General features: G+C 64.4%; 3 protein-coding genes. All 3 read left to right on the top strand.

Features of this window, described 5'->3' with window-relative positions:
* The coding region (locus tag ACN2XU_RS24175; RefSeq protein WP_419412890.1) for a transposase at positions 1-280 on the top strand (280 nt) is incomplete at its 5' end.
* Positions 277-630: an IS66 family insertion sequence element accessory protein TnpB gene (gene tnpB, locus ACN2XU_RS24170; protein WP_419412889.1), complete on the top strand. Its 354-nt coding sequence runs from the start codon at positions 277-279 to the stop codon at positions 628-630. The genes ACN2XU_RS24175 and tnpB, both read left to right, overlap by 4 nt.
* 67 nt (positions 631-697) lie before the next feature.
* Positions 698-2,236, top strand: coding sequence for an IS66 family transposase (gene tnpC / locus ACN2XU_RS24165; protein WP_419412888.1), 1,539 nt, complete (start codon positions 698-700; stop codon positions 2,234-2,236).
* Positions 2,237-2,256: the final 20 nt, after the last annotated feature.

Genomic DNA, 2,256 nt, shown 5'->3' with positions numbered 1-2,256 from the left:
GCCTGGAGCCACGGTCAACGAGGTTGCAGCCCGGTATGGTCTGAAGGCGAACCATCTGTCATCTTGGCGAACGTTGGCGCGACAGGGCAAGTTGGTGTTGCCTGCCCCGGAAGACGAGGTCGAATTCGCCGCGATGGTCGTTGCAGCACCGCCGCCCGAAAAGGCTGCTGCCGAAGAGAGTGTCGAGATCATCATGGGGCCGGTAACGATCCGTCTGGAAACCAGCGCGTCGGCGGAACGGATCGCGGCCGTCGCGCGTGCGCTGGCAGGATCGGCATGATCTTCCCGTCAAACCGTGTGCGGATCATGGTGGCGACGAAACCGGTCGATTTCCGCAAGGGGCATGACGGGCTGGCGGCGCTGGTGAAGAACGAGTTGCGCAAGGACCCGTTCACCGGAACGGTTTTCGTGTTCCGCGCAAAGCGGGCTGATCGGCTGAAGCTGCTCTACTGGGACGGCACCGGCCTTGTAATGGCTTATAAGCGGCTGGAGGAGCACAGCTTCACCTGGCCTGCCATCCGGGACGGGCTGATGACGCTCAGCCATGCTCAGTTCGAGGCGCTGTTCGCCGGGCTCGACTGGCGCCGTGTCCGGGCCGTCTCGGCACGCGCGCCGGAAGCCGTCGAATAGCTGCGGCAGGATGACTCGGACGGTGCTTTGCGAGGGCATCGGCGCCTGGTTCTGATAAACGATAGCCATGCTGTCCGCCGCCGATCTCCCCGATGACATTGCTGCCCTGAAGGCGATGCTGGTCGCCTCGGAGGCGCGCAATCTGCGCAAGGACGACCGCATCGAGCGGCTGGAGAAGCTGGTCGCCGCCTTCCGGCAGGCGGCCTTCGGCCGGAAATCCGAGAAGAGCGACCCGGACCAGTTTGAACTGGCGCTGGAGGATCTGGAAACGGCGATCGCCGTGGTTCATGCCGAGGAGGCAGCTGATGTCCCCGCGACCAAGCGAACCTCCAGGCCCCGCGCCGCTAATCGGGGATCGCTCCCCAAACATCTGCCGCGCACCGAGGAGGTGATCGAGCCCGAGAGCCTGACCTGCGTCTGTGGTGGCTGCCTGCACTGCATCGGCGAAGATGTCTCCGAGCGGCTGGACATCGTCCCCGCCCAGTTCCGGGTGATCGTGACCCGCCGCCCGAAGTATGCCTGCCGCTCTTGCACCGATGGTGTCGTGCAAGCCCCGGCGCCGGCGCGCCTGATCCCAGGCGGGCTGCCGACCGAGGCAACTATCGCCCATGTGATGGTCAGCAAGTATGCCGACCATCTTCCCCTCTATCGTCAGACGCAGATCTACAGCCGTCAGGGTGTCGACCTTGACCGCTCGACCCTGGCCGATTGGGTCGGCCGGGCGGCCTTCGAATTGCGCCCGGTCTTCGACGCGCTGATCGCCAACCTGAAGCGGTCGACCAAGCTGTTCATGGACGAGACCCGAGCCCCGGTGCTGGATCCCGGGCGGCGCAAGACCAAGACCGGTTACTTCTGGGCTCTGGCCCGCGACGACCGGCCCTGGGGCGGAGATGACCCGCCGGGCGTGGCCTTCACCTATGCGCCGGGTCGTGGCGGCGGCTATGCCGAACGGATACTGGACGGCTTCGGTGGCATCCTGCAGGTTGATGGTTATGCCGGCTACAACCGGTTGATCGCGCCCGACCGCGCCGGTCCCGAGATCCGGTTGGCCTATTGCTGGGCGCATGCCCGCCGCAAGTTGGTCGAGATTACCCGCACCGGTTCTGCACCGATTGCCGAAGAAGGTGTGAAGCGTATCGGCGAACTCTATCGCATCGAGGCAGAAATCTGGGGGAGTGATCCCGCGGCCCGCCTCACCGCGCGACAGGAGCGCTCTGCACCGATCGTCGCCGAAATGGAAGTCTGGCTCGCCCACCACCGCGCCCGTGTCGCGTCGAAATCGCCCCTGGGCGAGGCGCTGAAATATATCGCCAAATACTGGGACGGACTGTGCCTGTTCCTGACCAATGGACGGGTCGAACTGGACAGCAATGCCGTCGAACGAACCATTCGCCCGATTGCCCTGAACAGGAAGAACGCACTCTTCGCCGGACATGATGCCGGGGCCGAAAACTGGGCCGTCATTGCGTCGCTGATCGAGACCTGCAAGCTCAACGCCGTCGATCCCCACGCCTGGCTGGCCAAAACGTTGAAAGAAATCGCCGAGGGGCATCCACAGAGCCAGATCGCAGATCTCCTTCCGTGGAACTATCTCGTCAACGTGTGATCGGCACACCGGTTACAGAG

It is taken from the genome of Pacificoceanicola niger, assembly GCF_048553275.1.
Lineage (GTDB): Bacteria > Pseudomonadota > Alphaproteobacteria > Rhodobacterales > Rhodobacteraceae > Pacificoceanicola.
Note: the sequence above shows the minus strand (reverse complement) of the source record. Positions and strands in the feature narration are given on the sequence as shown.

Coding starts and splice junctions, on each gene's coding strand:
- tnpB (WP_419412889.1), top strand. CDS start 277: ATGATCTTCCCGTCAAACCGTGTGCGGATCATGGTGGCGACGAAACCG.
- tnpC (WP_419412888.1), top strand. CDS start 698: ATGCTGTCCGCCGCCGATCTCCCCGATGACATTGCTGCCCTGAAGGCG.